General features: G+C 33.5%; 17 protein-coding genes. 14 read left to right on the top strand and 3 right to left on the bottom strand.

Features of this window, described 5'->3' with window-relative positions:
* Positions 1-29 precede the first annotated feature (29 nt).
* From GQN54_RS12185 to GQN54_RS12160, 6 genes are all read left to right on the top strand, one after another.
* The gene (locus GQN54_RS12185; RefSeq protein WP_160633835.1) at positions 30-440 is read left to right on the top strand and encodes a hypothetical protein; all 411 of its coding nucleotides are present in this window, start codon (positions 30-32) and stop codon (positions 438-440) included.
* Between the two features lie 281 nt (positions 441-721).
* Positions 722-3,646: an HsdM family class I SAM-dependent methyltransferase gene (locus GQN54_RS12180; RefSeq protein ID WP_160633834.1), complete on the top strand. Its 2,925-nt coding sequence runs from the start codon at positions 722-724 to the stop codon at positions 3,644-3,646.
* Positions 3,647-3,729: 83 nt separating this feature from the next.
* Positions 3,730-4,314, top strand: a complete 585-nt coding sequence (locus GQN54_RS12175) for a hypothetical protein (protein WP_160633833.1) — start codon at positions 3,730-3,732, stop codon at positions 4,312-4,314.
* Between the two features lie 475 nt (positions 4,315-4,789).
* On the top strand, positions 4,790-5,569 hold the full coding sequence (locus tag GQN54_RS12170) for an alpha/beta hydrolase family protein (RefSeq protein WP_160633832.1): 780 nt from the start codon (positions 4,790-4,792) through the stop codon (positions 5,567-5,569).
* A 174-nt stretch (positions 5,570-5,743) separates the two neighbouring features.
* Positions 5,744-6,139: a transposase gene (locus tag GQN54_RS12165; RefSeq protein ID WP_235933079.1), complete on the top strand. Its 396-nt coding sequence runs from the start codon at positions 5,744-5,746 to the stop codon at positions 6,137-6,139.
* The gene (locus GQN54_RS12160) at positions 6,139-6,999 is read left to right on the top strand and encodes an IS3 family transposase (RefSeq protein ID WP_160633831.1); all 861 of its coding nucleotides are present in this window, start codon (positions 6,139-6,141) and stop codon (positions 6,997-6,999) included. The genes GQN54_RS12165 and GQN54_RS12160 overlap by 1 nt, the downstream gene beginning before the upstream one ends.
* Before the next feature lie 249 nt (positions 7,000-7,248).
* Here the strand turns inward: GQN54_RS12160 and GQN54_RS12155 are convergent, their stop codons facing one another.
* A complete protein-coding gene (locus tag GQN54_RS12155) occupies positions 7,249-7,965 on the bottom strand; it encodes a peroxiredoxin (RefSeq protein ID WP_160633830.1) in 717 nt (238 codons plus the stop codon).
* 307 nt (positions 7,966-8,272) lie between these two features.
* Between GQN54_RS12155 and GQN54_RS12150 the strand changes: the two genes are divergently transcribed.
* The 8 genes from GQN54_RS12150 to murI all read left to right on the top strand — a co-directional run bounded on the left by GQN54_RS12150 (position 8,273) and on the right by murI (position 12,853).
* Complete coding sequence (locus tag GQN54_RS12150) at positions 8,273-8,572, top strand: hypothetical protein (RefSeq protein WP_160633829.1); 300 nt, start codon at positions 8,273-8,275, stop codon at positions 8,570-8,572.
* Positions 8,572-8,988: an aspartyl/asparaginyl beta-hydroxylase domain-containing protein gene (locus GQN54_RS12145; RefSeq protein WP_160633828.1), complete on the top strand. Its 417-nt coding sequence runs from the start codon at positions 8,572-8,574 to the stop codon at positions 8,986-8,988. Before GQN54_RS12150 ends, GQN54_RS12145 begins: the two co-directional genes overlap by 1 nt.
* A gap of 193 nt (positions 8,989-9,181) precedes the next feature.
* On the top strand, positions 9,182-9,430 hold the full coding sequence (locus GQN54_RS12140) for an FUSC family protein (RefSeq protein ID WP_160633827.1): 249 nt from the start codon (positions 9,182-9,184) through the stop codon (positions 9,428-9,430).
* A gap of 4 nt (positions 9,431-9,434) precedes the next feature.
* Positions 9,435-10,391: a TraB/GumN family protein gene (locus GQN54_RS12135; protein WP_160633826.1), complete on the top strand. Its 957-nt coding sequence runs from the start codon at positions 9,435-9,437 to the stop codon at positions 10,389-10,391.
* Between the two features lie 51 nt (positions 10,392-10,442).
* A complete protein-coding gene (locus GQN54_RS12130; protein ID WP_160633825.1) occupies positions 10,443-10,670 on the top strand; it encodes a hypothetical protein in 228 nt (75 codons plus the stop codon).
* Between the two features lie 91 nt (positions 10,671-10,761).
* The gene (locus GQN54_RS12125) at positions 10,762-11,541 is read left to right on the top strand and encodes a HipA family kinase (protein WP_160633824.1); all 780 of its coding nucleotides are present in this window, start codon (positions 10,762-10,764) and stop codon (positions 11,539-11,541) included.
* On the top strand, positions 11,531-11,914 hold the full coding sequence (locus GQN54_RS12120) for a DUF3037 domain-containing protein (RefSeq protein WP_160633823.1): 384 nt from the start codon (positions 11,531-11,533) through the stop codon (positions 11,912-11,914). The genes GQN54_RS12125 and GQN54_RS12120 overlap by 11 nt, the downstream gene beginning before the upstream one ends.
* A gap of 123 nt (positions 11,915-12,037) precedes the next feature.
* Entirely contained in the window at positions 12,038-12,853 is an 816-nt protein-coding gene (murI, locus tag GQN54_RS12115; protein WP_160633822.1) for a glutamate racemase, read from the top strand.
* Between the two features lie 147 nt (positions 12,854-13,000).
* On the opposite strand, the gene GQN54_RS12110 is transcribed toward murI, so the two are convergent.
* Together GQN54_RS12110 and GQN54_RS12105 are read right to left on the bottom strand one after the other, a co-directional pair.
* On the bottom strand, positions 13,001-13,462 hold the full coding sequence (locus GQN54_RS12110; RefSeq protein WP_160633821.1) for a phage tail protein: 462 nt from the start codon (positions 13,460-13,462) through the stop codon (positions 13,001-13,003).
* Positions 13,463-13,477: 15 nt separating this feature from the next.
* Positions 13,478-15,046 carry a phage tail sheath family protein gene (locus GQN54_RS12105; protein ID WP_160633820.1) on the bottom strand — a complete coding sequence of 523 codons (1,569 nt, stop codon included), beginning with the start codon at positions 15,044-15,046 and terminating at the stop codon, positions 13,478-13,480.
* Positions 15,047-15,358 lie beyond the last annotated feature (312 nt).

The raw sequence follows: 15,358 nt of genomic DNA, 5'->3' as shown, positions 1-15,358 counted from the left end.
ATACACTAGACCGTTGTAAAGCATTCAAAATGAATCGACTTCTCTTCATATTAGCCACAACTTTATTTATCAGTTGTCAATCGGAGACAGAACTTTTCGATGATTTAAACGAAATGGCTGAGTTTGGTAGAAACTATGAACTGACTTTAATTCAATCAGGAAAAGAAAATGGCTTTTTAGAACCAATGGGTGAATACAGCCTCTTTAAGATGGACAGCATAGATTTTCAAAACTTGGAAAGCTCAATTTTGAAAAATGACCGATTTGAAGAAGGCACATTCTACTTTAATCTTGAATTGAATGACTATATCTACAAGAATGATCTAGACATTATCAATATGTCCAAATCATTAATCACGGAGAATAAATTTGATAAAATCTATTACCTCTATCTTTTGTCAGACAGAAAGACTATTGCAGTTTGTAAAGTCAACTATTAAATAAAAAACGCTTTACAACAAAAACTATAAAATATAGCCGCAGTAAACGTTTGGTAAAGGTTTGATTACCTTTAGTGCTAAATTTAACCGACACTGCTTGCGGCTACATTTCATAGTCAAGGCGTTGTATGCCATGATGAAAGACAGATAACCATTTTGTTTTTAGCTATCATAATTAATCGTTAAACCAATTGTTTTCAAATAAACACTTTTAAATAGTGGCAAACTTATGCATTTTAGGAGGTTCAATTTCGTAACTTTACGATTGATTAAAATAGATAATGGATAAAATTAAAGGGACATCGGAATCTTTCAAATCAGGCTTAGAGAAGCTTGGTTTTCAGGGAGATAATGCTCTTTATTTTACAGACGAAAAAAAACAACTAGCTGAACCAGAAATTGCTTTTCACATTGAAACTGCAAAGTTCATTCATAAAGAAATCACTGCAATTTTTTTAAGAAAGCAGTTAAATGGAAGTTACAAGCCACAAGTTTATTTATTCGACTTTACTGATAGGGCATTTTCTGAGCAAATAGAAAATGAAATTGCAGACATACAAAGGAAAATTTGGAGTAGCGGTGAAGTTCCTTTGGCATGTTTCTTTTTTAATACTGAAATAAAAATAATCGATTGCACAAAGCATCTTACAAAAGACTTAAAACCAGAATATTTAACAGACAAATTAAGACTAGTTGATGAAGCTCATAGGCTATATAACGAGCAATTTGCTGTAAAAATAAAAAGCGGAATATTTTGGGAACAAGAAGAAATAAAAGGAAAATTTAATTTCAAAAATTCTGCTTATGATACTCTTATTCAGAATATCAGAAAAGTTATTGAGAGGCTTTCAAAGGAACTGAAAAAAGCCCCAAGAGAGCTTATTAATAAAATTATTGTTCAATCGATTCTCATCAAATACTTAGAAGAAACATCGGATGACGAAGGCAAAAAGCTTCTAACTGAAAAATATTTCAAAAAATACAACAATTCAAATTCATTTAGTGATGTATTAATAAAAGGCAAGTTTAGTAATTTGCTTAATGACCTTAATAAAAACTTCAATGGGAATGTTTTTAAATGGGAAACAACAGAACAAGAGCAATTAGAATCATTAGACCTTAGTATTGTTGCCAAATTACTTGCAACAGACAAAATCAGTATTGAAGCATTACAACTTGAAATAGGCTTTCCCGATTGGAGGTATTTTGAGTTTAAATATATTCCTGTTGAATTAATTAGCCGACTTTATGAAGAGTTTTTAGGCGAGAATAAGAAAGACAAAGGATTATTTTATACTCCTTCTCATTTGGCAAAACTCCTAGTGGATGAATGCTTGCCTTTAAAAAAATACAAGGAAATTGACTTAGCTAATTTTAGAATACTTGACCCCGCTTGCGGTTCAGGTATTTTTTTAGTAACTGCATTTAAGCGTTTGGTTCAAATATGGAGATTGCAACATAAATTAGACAAGCCAAATGTTGATGACCTCAAAAAAATATTGCGAAACATTTACGGAGTAGATAAGGAAGAGCAAGCCGTAATGTTGTCCTCGTTTAGTTTGAGCTTAGCATTATGCAACGAGCTAAAGCCAATTGAAGTAATCAATAAATTAAGGTTTGATGACTTAACAAAAGAGAATCTAGTTCATTCAGACTTTTTTGTTTTGAGGAATATCCAAAACAAAAAATTTGATTTGATAATCGGAAATCCTCCATTTGTTAGAGGTGCGATTTCAGAATATTCTAATACTTGGTTGGTAAATGATAAAAAAGTAAAAATACCACAAGGTCAAATAGCGTTAAAATTTCTTTCTGAATCATTTCCAATGTTAAAGGAAAATGGTTTGGTTTGTCTAATCATTAAATCGTCAGGGCTACTTTATAATAGCACCTCTATTACTTACAAAAAAGCATTATTTTCAAATTATAATGTTGTTCAATTATTAGATTTCACAGCTTTAGCGAGAAATAAATCATTGTGGGATAATGGTGCTGATGTAGCAACAGCAGCAATTTTTGTTAGAAACAATAAACCTGATGTATCTAAGAATATCCTTCACCTTACATTTAGACGAACTAAAGCAACTAAAGAGCGAATCGTATTTGAAATAGACGAATATGATTTGCATTTTGTAAATAGACAAACAGCTATCAATAGTGAGTTTATTTGGAAAAATAATCTCTTAGGTGGTGGTCGAATTAAAAACCTCGTAGAAAAAGTAATTACAACAGAAAAATTTGAAAGTTTTTTAAGGAATAACGATTGTATAGTTGAGGAAGGATTGATTGGCTCTACTGGTAAGTTAAGACCAGCTTTTTTAGATGAAATACCATTTTTACCAACCGAAGCAATCAGTGAAAATGGTATCGACTACAGCCAAATAGTAAAATTAGGTAATAACCTTTCATTTGTTAAAGTTCCGAAAAATGACTTGTTCATCGCCCCAAATGTATTGCTATGGGAGAACGTAGGGGTAAATAAATTACCTGTTTTTTATAACGAAAAGAGCTTCAGTTTTAGACATCAAATAACAGGAATTAAATCCTCTAACACAGAACTGTTAAAAGAGATTGTAAATGAGTTCGAAGGCAATAGTGACTTCTATAGGTTCTATATGTATGTTACAAGTAGCTATCTATTAATTAATCGAAACACTTCATTACTTAAGATTGATTATATGAAACTTCCGTTTCTGTTAAATAAAAATAGAAAGAAGTTGTTTTCAGTATTTGACTTAAAAATTATTTCTGATGTAAATAATTATTATCAGTCCTTTATCAGAAATGGTGAAAATGCACAAATATTAAAGCCTGTAAGACAAAATAAGATAGAATCTGTGCTTTCAAATTACGGAGATGAATTTTCAAGAGCATTAAATTCTGTTTATGAAAGCAAAGGGAAAAAATTCAGATTGTCAGATATTGTTCAACTTGATGGAACATCATTAATTGCTACAGTTTTCAAATATGACAATAAAGATAAAGAACCTTTGTTTCATAAAGACTTTACAAAACTAAATATTGACGGACTAACCAATAATGAAATTTCAGCCCACCTTTCGGTTAAGCGAATAATCAAATTGTATCCTCAAAAAGACACTATTGTCTTTATAAAGCCAAATCAATACAGATATTGGCTTTCCTTAATAGCCTATCGTGATGCTGATAAATGTTTCTCTGACTTTTCTAATCAAATTCAACTATGATAGCGGAGGAGAATTTTTCAAACTTTGAACAACCGAAAATCAGTATTTCGAAAACTAATGTGATTTCATTGATTATTGAATCAATGAAACAAAATGTTCCTCACTTCAAAGCATATATTGCATCAGGGTATCATAAAAAGAAAAAACTTAACGAAGACGAATTGACTCAAATTTATATTGAGCAAGCACAAATTTTAATCAGACAGCAAGACTATCCTTTTAATATTAGCAGCCAGTATAGAGATATATACAATCTTAGTAAAGGTTATTCTGACTTTTATTTTTATCCAAATGAACAAGGTATTTCAAACACTTCTATTTTTTCTGTAGAATGCAAAAGACTGCCAGCACCTGAAGCTGCAAGAGAAAAAGAATATGTTTATGGGATATATAACAATGGGGGTATTGAAAGGTATAAAACAGAGAAACACGGTAAAGGATTAAATGATTGTGGCTTACTTGGCTATATCGAAAAAGACAATCCAAAGCAATGGCTAACTAAAATCAACAAATGGATTACAGATATAGCATTAACAAACAAGTCTTGGTCAGCAGATGAATCACTATCTGAAATAGAATCAAATGTCGAATACTGTTTTTTAGAATCTATTGCACTAAGAAAGACCGATGATTTGAAGTTGATTCATTTATGGATAAATCTAAACTAAACCATTACAGACTCTATACACAGAAGCTGTTTGCTACGAAAAACAAAGACACGGCATACAACATGGGCTAAGAAAACATAGGGGTTCAGTGGTTTTCGGAAGTTCAGAGCTTCTAGAATGTCCGCCAATCCAAAATTTTGATAATGAAAAAAGAAAAGTAAATTATAAAAATATTTGGCTTGGCTAAGTGGTAAACTGAAAGAGCAGTGTTTCAAACTCCCCTACGTTTCTTAGCCGGGTCGTTAGTGGCAACCCAAGACAAAACAAACGCATAAAAATGAAATTCAAGATAATAATTTTTCTTTTACTTCTAACTAATTCAATATTAGCACAAAAAGCGAAAATTGAATTCTTATCCAATCAACCGTATGACAAATACGAACTTAAAACAGACAAAGACACAATCACATTTTATCTTTCTGTAACTTCTCATAAAGAAAATTTGCCATTAATTATTTATGTTCAAGGTTCGGGAATGAATTCATTTTTTGAGAACCGAAACGGACAAATTGTTTCGACTTCCGGACAAATGCCTTGGTTTAGTGTTGGGCAAGAAAAATACAGAGTTTTAATTGTCGAAAAACCAGGAATCAAATATTTGCAAAAAGGAGAATCTAAATCTTTTGACCATAAATTTTCGCTTGAAAGTTGGAGTAACACAATTGTAAATGCAATAGATTATGTTACACAAAATGAAAAAATAGATAAAGACAAGATTTTATTGGCTGGACACTCGGAAGGAGGCGTTGTCGCATCAAGAGTTGCAAATTTAATGAAAGACAAAATATCCAATGTTGCAATTATGGCAGGAGAAGGTCCTTCACAACTTTATAGTTTATACAAATTTGCTGACGATGGAACTTTTTTCAATACAAAAGAGCATAATATGTCAACATCGGAAGAAAGAATAAACTATGTCAAGGAAAAATGGAACAATATTTTAGCTGACCCAACAAATACAGAAAAGAAATTTTGGGGTTTTACCTATTTACGTTGGTCAAGCCTTTTACAAACTTCTGTTATTGATGAACTATCAAACTATAATGGGAAAATTTTAATTCTTCAAGGAACTGCTGATAGAGCAGTGTATCCCGAATCAGCAACAATTGCTTATACGATTTTACTAACGAAAGGAAAAAACGTAGAATTAAAACTTATCGAAAATGCTGACCATTCTTTTAACATTTTAGATAAACCCGAAACAGACGGTTGGAAAATGGTTATCGAAAAAATTATTCAATGGTTTAACAAATAAGCAAAAAGCAAAATGGGCAGCCACTAACAATGGCTATAAACAATTGGGGCGGAAGTGATGAACGAAACTATAAACATAAAACAAAGGACGGTGCTAAACTGAACAGTTAGGGCGTAAAATGCCCTACGTTTCATACCCGAAACCGTTGGCACCCATTTTGACCCGTCCTAAAATATGTCTACACTTAAACATGTAGATATGTATAAAAATGACAAGACCGTAAGACGGTACAGCGAGAGTTTCAAACTCAAAGTTTTAAACGAACTTAGCCAAGGACAATGCTCCAAAGCACAACTTGCAAAACTTTATGGTATTAACTCTTCTACCATTAACGAATGGATAAGAAAGTATGACCGTAAAGACCTAATGAACACTCGTATACTCGTGGAAAATCAAGATGAAGTAAGCCGATTAAGAGCTCTGAAAAAAGAGATTGAACAACTCAAAGAGTTGCTGATCAGAAAAGATATGGAAAAGCTTGTTAGCGATTCTTATCTTGAAGTAGCCGCTGAAAACTTGGGCTATAAAAATGTGGAAGAGTTAAAAAAAAATCTAAACATAAAGCCCTAATGAAAGCAATACAACATAATAAAACAACAGGGCTTGCTTCTACCAAAGCAACTTGCGAGCTCTTTGGCATACACCGTGATGCGCATTATAAATACTTGAACCGATTCAATAAAAAGCAGGCACAGCATAGCTTAATTATTGAGTTTGTAAAACAAGAGCGTTCTGTGCAACCGAGAATTGGAACAAGAAAGTTAATTAAAACCATCAAAGATCCTCTAAGCAAGAAAGGTATTAAGTTCGGACGAGACGCTTTATTTAACTTATTACGAGAGAGGAAAATGTTGATTAGACGTAAAAAACCTAATCATAAAACTACAGACTCTTTCCATCGATTTTACAAATACAATAACTTGATAAAAGACTTAGAAATCATAAAACCTAATCAAGTTTGGGTCTCTGATATAACTTACATCAGAACAGTGAAAGGCTTTTGTTATTTAGCTTTAATTACAGACTTGTATTCTCGTAAAATCATTGGCTATGACATTAGCGATTCCCTCGAACTCAAGGGATGCCTCAGGGCCCTCCAAAAGGCCCAGAGGCAATCCCGGATTAAAAGTGGTACAATACACCACTCCGATAGAGGTATTCAATATTGTAGTAATCTATACGTAAAAGCCCTAAAACAAAAGAACATGCTGATAAGTATGACCGAAGAAAATCACTGCTACGAAAACGCTGTTGCCGAACGAGTTAACGGCATTTTAAAAGGAGAGTTTTATCTTGATGAATGCTTTACCAACCTTGAACATGCTAAAAGAGCAGTGAAAAATGCTATCAAAATTTATAACAACAAAAGAATGCACTTATCTTTAAATTTTAATACACCTGATATGGTGCACAATTTAAACTTAAATTAATCCTTAAATCAGTAGCCGTATTTTAGGACGTGACATTTGAAAAGAGACAATGAAACATGTAACACTCGTTTTGTCAATTCTAATTTCAACTTTGACTTACGGGCAAAATTTACTTGAGATTGAGCCAAAAGTTTTTGATGCTGTGAATTATACAAAAGCAGAACAAGTCTATTGGGAGGAAGCAATGGACTTAATCCAAAAAAATTAAGCCGAACAGAATCTGTTCGGCTTAATAGTATAAAAAAGGAGTTACTTTCTGATAATTCGGTCTAAAACCGTTTGTTTATCCAGCTTTTTTGTGCAGAAGAACCAATCTTTACAGTCGAGCTCACCATCATTCATCCGATCGCTTGCTGTACCACAAGATCCTGCCGGTCCAATGATAACATCATCTCCAGGCTCCCAATCGGCAGGTGTGGCTATATTAAACTCATCTGCTGCTTGCAAAGCAATAATCACTCGGTATAGCTCATCAAAATTTCTACCTAAACTCAATGGATAGTAAATAATGGCTCTAATAATCCCCTGAGGGTCAATAAAAAATACAGCCCTTACAGCTTTTGTGCTGTCTTCATTGGGTTGAATCATACCGTACTTTTTAGCCACTTCCATAGTGATATCTTCTATCAATGGAAACTTCACTTCCACATCTTTCATTCCTTTGTACTCTATCTTTTCTTTTATCGTTCTTAACCATGCAATATGGCTATATAACCCATCAATGGAAAGTCCAACTAATTTACAATTGGCTTTTTCAAACTTTTCTTCCATTGTAGCAAACGTCATAAACTCTGACGTACAAACTGGTGTAAAATCAGCCGGATGGCTAAAAAGGATGGTCCAACTTCCTGAATAATCTGATGGAAAATTAATATCTCCTTGGGTGGTTATTGCTTTAAATTCTGGAGCTTTATCGCCAATTCTTGGCATACTCACTACTACTTCTTGATCTTTTATATCTTCCATAACAATTTGTTTTACTTATAATTTACACTTCAAAAGTAAAACGTAAACTACTACTTGAAAGCTACTTATGTTACACAACTCTATTTTTTGGAAAAAAATGAATATCCAATATGCTTAGAACTTGAAATAATCTTTGATACCTCGTTTTAAACGATTATCATTCTTACCAATAGAGAATTTAGTGAGGCATTTGTATCCACTGGCTATGATAAGTTTTATTATCTTCGAAAATGAATCATATTAATCCTATTGACTCATCATTTTTTAAATCTAGACCTACCAACTTTAATTTACTACAAAAAAAAAGATGAAAATTTACGCTCCACAAAATGCTTCCTTTTTACTGCCATTTCAGTTTGATTCCAAATTACTTCAAGCAGATTTTGATAAATGCAAGGCATTTAACTTTCATAAAAATTACATCCCTGAAAATTACGATGGGGATAATTACATATTACCTCTGCGTTCCATAGATGGGAAATTAAACAATATAGCAGCAATTCCGGGTAATTTAGAAAGGTACAAGGACACTCCTGCCCTTTCTAACTGCAACTATTTTCAAGAGGTTATCGCTACTTTTTATGCGAGAAAGAAACCATTCGATTAATGAACCTTGCTGCAGGAACACAAATCAATACCCACATCGATCATGATAGCGGTTATGAAGATGGAGTTTTTCGCATACATGTGCCAATTGTTACCAATGAAAAGGTCTGTTTTATTTTAAACGAAAAAGCCATTCAAATGAAAGCAGGTGAGGCATGGTACACCAATGTGAATCTACCACATAGCGTAGAAAATAATGGAACCACGGATAGGGTTCATTTAGTAATAGACTGTGTACGAAATGAATGGTCAGATCAACTGTTTCAATCCATGGGATATGATTTTGATCAAGAGCAAGAATTGGAAATCGTATATTCTAAAGCTGAAGCTATGCAAATTGTTGAAGAGCTCATCCATCAAAATACTCCTTATGCTATCGATTTGGCGAAACAACTTAAATCAAAGTATAAAATATAAGGAATTGAACCCTTTATATTATATGTACTATTGAATTTGGAAATCGCACCCCACTTTTTTGAAATTTCCTTTTTTCAAAGGCTCATTTGGAGGTTAATACTATTTTTATCTACTTTACAATTCATAGATTTAAACACAACCGATTAAAATCAAGTATTATTTTATATACTATTAAATCATCAACTTTAAAGCAATGACAAACAAAGAAATAGAATCGTATACCGATGAGGAATTGCTAGCCAAACAGAAACAATTCAAAAAATACGCAGTTGGAAATGCACTGTTGATTGGCGTTTTTATAGGTGTAGCCATCTATAGTGCCGTAAAAAATGGTTTTGGGTTTGCCACTGTATTTCCATTGATTTTCGTCTATTTTATGGTAAAAAACAGTAAAAAATCCAAAGCGATAGATGATGCGATTAAAAATAGAGGTTTAAAATAAAAACATGATTAAGAAACTTTTAAAAATCTCTTTTAAATTCATTCTAGTCGCATTTGTGCTTGTGGCTATTTCCTATGGTGGGTTTCATTTATGGGAGTATGCAACGGGAGGAAAATATGTGAATTTTTTATCGAAAAACAGTGAAACAATTCCTATAGAAAAGTCATTTTCCTTTGAAAGAATGGAACAGGACATTGCCAATAACCATTTGATATTGGTGGGAGAAATTCATGGGTTTCACGAACCCTCTGTATTTGATGTTGATTTCTTTAAATATTTACATGAAAACCACAATTTCAATCACTATATCGCTGAACTAGATTTTGTTCAAGCCCAATTACTCAACGATTTTCTATATTCTGGTGAAGAAAAGCTGCTTCAAAGAATACTTGAAAATTGGGCAGTTATACAAGGAAGAAACAATAAGGACTATTTTGAAAAATACATTCAGCTACAACAGTATTTTCAACAGCTTCCTGAGAATGAAAAATTTAAATTTGTAGGAATTGATCGAATCCAAGATGAAAATCTTGTAAAGGAGTATCTAAATAGCTTTTACCCTTCTGATTATTTGGGAAATAAGGTAGAAAAAGACGGCTCAACATTGAATGAAACAATTAAGAGATTCACCACTATCTATAGCCAAAAAACAGATACCCTGTTCCTACTCTCTCATTTAAAGAAAAATGCTGACTATATTCTCAACAAGGAAAATCGCGAAGAAATAATGTTTCAAAACTTTCATTCTCTTTTTAGTTACAATAAATGGTCAGAAAGTAAACTCTATGGATTTTTCGGGCTCTATCATGTTTTTCAATATCGTATTAACAATAGTCATCCATTGGCTTCGAAGATTAGAAAATCAAACTTAGGGTTAGAGAATAAAAGTTTATCCATCAATTTTATGATGAATGAGGGTTATATGGTGATGCCAAGCAATCAGTTACCTGAATTTATGTGAGAAAAAGGAGCATACACCAAAATACCTATCTCTGCTGACAACATGCTCTTTATGTATATCATAGGGGTCAAAGATTTTAAGCGAATGACTCCTCAGCATCACAAATCTTTAATTAAGATGGATGCTCCTAACAGTCCTTATATTAATACAATTAGATTAAACAAAACAATTCAGATACTTCCTGTAACTGATCTATTTGAAATGACTGATGAGGGTCAACCTTATGTTCAATATACAGTATTTGTCAGAAACTCCGATTGGGCTGAGCCTATAGAATAGGCCAATGGGCAAAATGAAGGTTTTAATCGTATAGTAAATTAAACTGAATTCGCCTTCACCACTTAAGCTAATAAATTGGCAATTTTGCAAGATGAATAAAATAGACATCAGAACGGTTGAAGTAACTCAATATGTTCAACCATTGCGAGAAGGAGGTTCTATGCCTGCAATCGTAAAAGCAGACGACGGTTTTTTATATGTGCTTAAGTTTCGTGGGGCGGGGCAAGGCAAAATGGCTTTAATTGCAGAGTTTATTGGCGGAGAATTGGCTCGAGCTATTGGATTAAATGTACCTGAATTGGTTTTTATGAATTTAGATGATACTTTTAGTAAGACAGAACCAGATGAAGAAATTCAAGATCTATTAAAGTTTAGTGTTGGCCTAAACCTTGGACTTCACTTTTTATCCTCAGCTATCACATTTGATCCTATTGTAACTCCTGTAGATGAATTGACTGCCTCCAAAGTAGTGCTATTGGATAGTATAATCAGTAACATCGATCGAACAGATAAGAATACGAATCTACTCCACTGGAATAATGAATTATGGATTATTGATAATGGAGCTAGTTTCTATTTTCACCACAACTGGGATACTTGGAAAAATCACTTGACAAGAACTTTTCCATTAATTAAAGACCATGTTTTATTAAAAAAAGCAGGAAAATTAGCTGAAGCAGCTGAATTGATTAATCAGCTGCTTACAAAAGAAAAATTGGATGATATCATCTCTAATATTCCTGAAGACTGGTTGAGTGTAGAGTCTGAGAAAATGAGCCCAAAGGAAATGAGAGCTGCTTACGTTGAGTTTTTGACAACCAGACTTTCAAAAATGGATCAATTAGTTAAGGAGGCTTCTGATGCAAGATAAATATACTTATGAATATGCACTTATTCGAATCGTACCTAAGGTGGAGCGCGAAGAGTTTTTCAATGTAGGTGTTATTCTTTTCTCAAAAAGAAAGAAGTATCTGGGCATAAAGGTGAAAATAGATGACGCCAAACTGAAGGTTTTCAATTCAGAAGTTGAGTTACACCAATTTCAGGATTATCTCAATGCATGGAAACAGGTTTGTGAAGGTAGTCCCTCCAGTGGAAAAATTGGTCAACTGGAATTATCCGACCGCTTCAGGTGGCTCACGGCTAATCGGAGTACCATTATTCAAAGTTCAAAAACTCACCCTGGAATTCATACAGACCCAGAGAAAGCATTACAAGAAATTTTTGATAAATATGTTCTATGATTCCTCAACATTCAGGAATGCATACCTACTTCTAACTCTCAAAAATCTTAACAAAAAACAAGCTAAAAATGAAGGATAACCTTAAATTCGTGTTCATGAGTAAAACTAATTATTCAATTTGGTATGAAAAGTAATGCCCCAATAGGAATTTTTGATTCGGGCTACGGAGGATTAACTGTATTTAAAGAAATACATCATAGCTTGCCGCAGTACGATTACATTTATCTGGGAGATAATGCTCGAATTCCATACGGGATTAGGTCTTTTGAAACAGTTTATGAATATACTAAAGAATGTGTTTTTAAGTTGTTCGAAATGGGTTGCAACTTAGTAATTCTTGCCTGCAACACAGCTTCTGCCAAGGCATTGCGTTCTATTCAACAAAATGACTTGCCTGAAGGAAAAAAAGTTCTCGGGGTAATACGGCCAACAACTGAAACCATAAATCAATATACTCGAAGTAATAAAGTTGGGATTTTAGCCACTCAAGGAACAGTACTATCAGAATCTTATAAAATTGAAATCAATAAGTTTCATCCGAATATTGAGGTATTTCAGCATGCTTGTCCACTATGGGTTCCATTGGTAGAAAGTAATGAAATCGATGGTCAAAGCGCGCATTATGTGGTAGAAAAAGACCTCCAAAAACTATTGGAACAATCCGATGAAATTGACACCATTGTTTTGGCTTGTACCCATTACCCTCTTTTAATACCTGTTATTGAAAAGTTTGTCCCTCCTACAATTCAAGTAATTGCGCAAGGAGAAATCGTAGCCAGAAGTTTAGTCGATTATCTCGATCGTCATCCGGAGGTAGAAAATCAATGCAGTAAAAATGGTTCCATGAGATTCTACACTACAGATGATGCTAAAAGTTTCGAGGAAAAAGCTGAAGTATTTTTTGATCAAAAAATAAAAGCAGAGCATATTCGAGTGTAGCGAATAAAATTAACCTATACACCTCTCTTCTGCAACCAGCAACCATTATTATAAAGCAACATCACTTCTAAATAATTTGTCTGCTCAGTTAGTTATTCAATTTGACCGACATTCATTTACTTCTCATTGAATTATCACATAAGAATATTAACTTTTAGTTAGTGTTAAACCATTATGAGCAATCTCTAACGTATCTACTGCAACTTCATCCCCATCTGATTTCAAATCAGTACAAGTTATCTTTATTGGCCAAGCTTGGTCCAACTGCCATTGCATAGTCGTTTCCCCACTCTCATCTAGTAAATTTATCAATATAGTTCTGCGTTTGACCTTATTCATTGTAACCTCCTTCTTCCACATCCAAAACGCATAGTTGTTTACAAAAACTCCTCTTTTTAATATGATAGTGCCATATTTAACAATTCCAGGTATCTTTTCAGTTGAAAAATTATGACTATCAGCTTTGTCGTAGTCAATTATTTGATTCTCCACATCCAATCCATAAACTTCCTGAAATCCTACACCTTCTAACTCTGTAGCTAAATCCACTTTAAAACGAAATTGTGGCATTGGCCAAGCTGATTCTTGTTTACTTCCGTCTTTTACCATTAATATCTATTTAAATTAAGATTCAGCCATTTGTACTTGAAACTCTATTGTGATATACTCAGCAGGATGAACAATAGCAACGTTTATAACTACTCTCAAAATACCATTTAATATATCTTCTGAAGTCATTGTAGTTCCTAACCCACATTGAACAGAGAAAGCATCTGATGCAGTTGCACCTTGCAAACCACCCTGCTTCCATAAATTATTTAAAAAATTACCCAACACTGTTTTTATAGATTCCCAGGTATTCTTATCGTTGGGTTGGAAGACATAGGAACTACAAGCAAATTTACTAGACTGTTCTATAAATGTAATCGTTCTTCTAACAGCAATGTATCTCCAATCTTGGCTATTTCCATCCAAAGTTCTAGCTCCCCATATCAAAATCCCTATGCCGGGGAAACTCCGAATAGCATTGATAGATTTACCGGAAACAACATCCACATTTAAATCTGCTTGTTGAGATTCTGACAAATTTATAGGTAAACTACAAACTCCTACGATTGAAGTATTTGCAGGGGAATACCAAACACCCTCTTGATTATCAATTGTAGTAATTACGCCAGCTATCCCACCACTCGCAGGCAAAACATTCGCGTCAGCCAAAACATGCTTCATAATTGTTGCATATGTCTTACTTGAATTTTTCAATGCATTATTGGCTTGTTGAGAAGATATATTGCCCTCCTTTATTGCATCAATAATAGCAGTTAAAGTGGAATTTGAGTTACCTTCAGGATTAATTAAAGTCGCTAACTGTTGAATATCTCCGCCAAATAGATTGGTGTAATCCAAATCAGTATCCTGCATAATTGTGGTGCCCACGAAAGGATAATAAGCAGTTCCATAACATAACCCCTTTGACCCAGTTGCTGTCCGAAAAGTTTCAATATCATTCATGTACTTAATAGGATCCGGATTCCTAGCTCCAATAATATCAAAAATGCTAATGGAAGTTTGCATTTCAGTATTCTGTATCAGCATTTCTTGCATCAAAGTAGCATTATTGTCAACAGATAGTAAAGTGGCCTCAGGACAAATGTACATGGTTGGTTCCAATTCACATTTCAAAACTGCTAAGCCATTTGTTAACTCATTCAACTTTACATTTGGATTTACAATTTGTTCGCCAGTATTAATAGGACTTCCTGATGGTGAACCATATTTCCCAACCGAAACAATGTAAGCATCTCCTCCTCCATTTTCATAAAATAAGCGAATGCTATTGTATAAATAATAAATCGTATTTGGATCAGGAACTATGGAATAATTACTATCATTTATCGATATACAATCACCATTTTGAGGCTGGCTAACTTGTTTTACTATGTAGTATTGCGGATTATACTGCTTTGCAGGAGCAGAAGGTGCAGACGGATTGGGCAGACAATAGATGGCTTGAAAATCTGAGAAAGAGGTTATCTTTTGCGCAACGTTGAAATAGGATTTTCCTTCGTAATCTGCCCTTGGCGTATATCCAATAAACGCTGGCACTGCAGTTTGAACAGGTATAACAGTATTTGAAAATGCATTTTCTTCATCGATGTATACTCCGGGGGATTTGATTGTTGATAGATTCATTGGGGTTTAGTTTTTAAGTTTCATTTAAATTGGAATTAAATGTAGTGCATTTAACTTATTGATAAAATGAGAGAAATCACCCATTTTTTTAGATACAACAAAGCCTAGATGTTGACTGTATCTTTTTAGTCTAAACGATGATTTTGTAGTTCTGACAAATAAGAATCCTATAAACAAATGTCCATTTCAGACCATAAAAAAAGGTCTAGAATCCAATCTTGACCTTTTAAAGTGTAGCGTGAGGCGGTTCCGATAGCTATCGGAATGAACCGACGACTATTATAAAATGAATCTGAAATCCTGCCCTCTATG

The sequence above is a fragment of the Acidiluteibacter ferrifornacis genome, from assembly GCF_009909615.1.
Classification (GTDB): Bacteria; Bacteroidota; Bacteroidia; order Flavobacteriales_E; family Vicingaceae; genus Acidiluteibacter; species Acidiluteibacter ferrifornacis.
Note: the sequence above shows the minus strand (reverse complement) of the source record. Positions and strands in the feature narration are given on the sequence as shown.

What these genes read in the sequence shown, in the direction of transcription:
- GQN54_RS12185 (WP_160633835.1), top strand. Translation starts at nt 30, where the DNA reads ATGAATCGACTTCTCTTCATATTAGCCACAACTTTATTTATCAGTTGT.
- GQN54_RS12180 (WP_160633834.1), top strand. Translation starts at nt 722, where the DNA reads ATGGATAAAATTAAAGGGACATCGGAATCTTTCAAATCAGGCTTAGAG.
- GQN54_RS12175 (WP_160633833.1), top strand. Translation starts at nt 3,730, where the DNA reads ATGAAACAAAATGTTCCTCACTTCAAAGCATATATTGCATCAGGGTAT.
- GQN54_RS12170 (WP_160633832.1), top strand. Translation starts at nt 4,790, where the DNA reads ATGAATTCATTTTTTGAGAACCGAAACGGACAAATTGTTTCGACTTCC.
- GQN54_RS12165 (WP_235933079.1), top strand. Translation starts at nt 5,744, where the DNA reads ATGTCTACACTTAAACATGTAGATATGTATAAAAATGACAAGACCGTA.
- GQN54_RS12160 (WP_160633831.1), top strand. Translation starts at nt 6,139, where the DNA reads ATGAAAGCAATACAACATAATAAAACAACAGGGCTTGCTTCTACCAAA.
- GQN54_RS12155 (WP_160633830.1), bottom strand. Translation starts at nt 7,965, where the DNA reads ATGGAAGATATAAAAGATCAAGAAGTAGTAGTGAGTATGCCAAGAATT.
- GQN54_RS12150 (WP_160633829.1), top strand. Translation starts at nt 8,273, where the DNA reads ATGAAAATTTACGCTCCACAAAATGCTTCCTTTTTACTGCCATTTCAG.
- GQN54_RS12145 (WP_160633828.1), top strand. Translation starts at nt 8,572, where the DNA reads ATGAACCTTGCTGCAGGAACACAAATCAATACCCACATCGATCATGAT.
- GQN54_RS12140 (WP_160633827.1), top strand. Translation starts at nt 9,182, where the DNA reads ATGACAAACAAAGAAATAGAATCGTATACCGATGAGGAATTGCTAGCC.
- GQN54_RS12135 (WP_160633826.1), top strand. Translation starts at nt 9,435, where the DNA reads ATGATTAAGAAACTTTTAAAAATCTCTTTTAAATTCATTCTAGTCGCA.
- GQN54_RS12130 (WP_160633825.1), top strand. Translation starts at nt 10,443, where the DNA reads ATGTATATCATAGGGGTCAAAGATTTTAAGCGAATGACTCCTCAGCAT.
- GQN54_RS12125 (WP_160633824.1), top strand. Translation starts at nt 10,762, where the DNA reads ATGAATAAAATAGACATCAGAACGGTTGAAGTAACTCAATATGTTCAA.
- GQN54_RS12120 (WP_160633823.1), top strand. Translation starts at nt 11,531, where the DNA reads ATGCAAGATAAATATACTTATGAATATGCACTTATTCGAATCGTACCT.
- murI (WP_160633822.1), top strand. Translation starts at nt 12,038, where the DNA reads ATGAAAAGTAATGCCCCAATAGGAATTTTTGATTCGGGCTACGGAGGA.
- GQN54_RS12110 (WP_160633821.1), bottom strand. Translation starts at nt 13,462, where the DNA reads ATGGTAAAAGACGGAAGTAAACAAGAATCAGCTTGGCCAATGCCACAA.
- GQN54_RS12105 (WP_160633820.1), bottom strand. Translation starts at nt 15,046, where the DNA reads ATGAATCTATCAACAATCAAATCCCCCGGAGTATACATCGATGAAGAA.